This window comes from Actinacidiphila oryziradicis (assembly GCF_005047355.1).
Lineage (GTDB): Bacteria > Actinomycetota > Actinomycetes > Streptomycetales > Streptomycetaceae > Actinacidiphila > Actinacidiphila oryziradicis.
The window spans coordinates 1-1718 of sequence record NZ_SUMC01000312.1; the positions used below are offsets into that span (position 1 = coordinate 1).

Sequence of the window (1718 nt, forward strand, 5' to 3'; positions counted from 1 at the left end):
TCGATTCGTCAGCGGGATTCGGTCGCTGACCTGCTCGGCGGTTCGCCCCGTAATGTCCTCGGGCCGTTCGAGGTGGGCCGTCGCGTGACGCCGCGGGTGCGCCGGGTTCCACGGGCCCGGAGTGCTGCCGGTCTTCTCCTTCCTGGTCCTTGTCGGGGCAGTGCCCGGCCGGTCAGGTGACGGCCGGGAGGGCGGTGAGCCGCTGCCAGCAGGTGGTGAATGCTTGTGCCCAGGGCCAGGTCGGGTCGATCCGCAGCCAGTGGCGGCGGGCGTGGTCGGCGAGGCGGGCGGGCAGGTGGTAGAGGCGGAAGCGCATGGTGTCCGGCTCTGCGTCGGCCAGGCCGTCGATGTCGTGCAGGGCCAGCAGCCTGACCCAGGCGTCGAGATCGGCGGCGAGGTTCGCGGCGAGCATCCAGCCGCGGTTGACCTCCCACGAGGCGGAGGGCAGGTTGTCCAGCCCCATGGCCTTGTTGGTGCGGACCCGGTCTTCAACCCCGGCGTGCGAGCGGTGCAGTACGTCCAGGAACTGGCTGTGGCCTGAGCCGGCGATGCCCCACATGTGGCGGATGTTGGTCGCGGTGATGCAGTAACGCCAGCCGGTCCTGGTCTCGAACGCGGTCAGCTTCTTCAGGTGCCGCCGGGACGGGCGGACACGGCGCACGATCAGCCGCATGCCCTCCGGCCAGTCCTGGCGGGTGTTCAGTCCGGTCAGCTCGGCGACGAAGTAGCCGTCCTGGGGGCTGCCGTCCTGCTTGAGGGAGGTCTCCCAGGCGCTTTCGGGCAGTTGGGCGATGGCCTGCTCGTCGGCGTCGGTGATCTTCCAGCCGACCGTGTAGCGGACCGTGCGCCGCGTGGTGTTCAGGGCTTCGAGGTGTTCCAGCAGGCCGTGGGTGGCCCCGGCCCCGTCCACCCGGACGAGGATCTTCGCCGCTGAGGAACCGGGGATCTGCGCGAGGGCGTCAGTGAGCACCGTGATGTGGTCGGCCACCGTGTTCGCCCCGGCATTCCCGGGTCGCAGCAGCATGGCCAACGACTCGGTGGTGTTCGCGCACCACGCGGCCAGCGGATGAAACCCGAACGTCTTTTTGAAGGTGACCGCCGCCCCGGCCTTCTTCGATGCAGAGGTGATGATGGTGGCGTCCAGGTCGATGACGATCCAGCCGGTCAGTCGCTTGCCCGCCACCGTCAGCCACGGGAAGCCGCCCGGCCGCAGATGCAGCAGATTCCACACGTGCCTGCGGACCCGGGCGCGTGCCTTCGCAATCTTCGCCAGGACTGCCTCGTCGAGCGCGGCCAGGGTGCGGCGAGCGGTGGAGTCCGAGGCCGCCGACCCGAACAACGGCCGGTGATGAAGCTGGAGCTGCTCGGCCTCCGACACGTTCGCCGCCCCGAGCGCGATCGCGACCGCCAGGTGCACCAGCACGCCCGCCCGCTCCCGCCAGCCAGCCGCCGTGCTGGATGGCAGCACCTTCCCCAGTGCCCCGGTCAGCCCCGTGCGGTCCGAGCACCGGCGCAGCAGCACCGCACCGGCATGCCCGATCAGTCTCTTCCCGTCAGCCACCACGGACAGCCGACGGTCCCACCCTGTAGTCTTGCTCACCAGATTGGTGCCCTGATTCTTGCAGCGGATACGACGTAGACACTCGCATCCTCGCAGGTCAGCGGCACCATTCTGCTATCGGGGCGTCAGATCACCCAATTCCGCTGAATATCCAGGG

The 1718-nt window shown here is 69.3% G+C and carries 1 protein-coding gene; it reads right to left on the reverse strand.

Annotated features, from left to right (window positions below; genetic code table 11):
• Positions 1 to 172: 172 nt before the first annotated feature.
• Positions 173 to 1600 carry an IS1380 family transposase gene (locus FCI23_RS55505; protein ID WP_246144950.1) on the reverse strand — a complete coding sequence of 476 codons (1428 nt, stop codon included), beginning with the start codon at positions 1598 to 1600 and terminating at the stop codon, positions 173 to 175.
• Between the last annotated feature and the right edge of the window lie 118 nt (positions 1601 to 1718).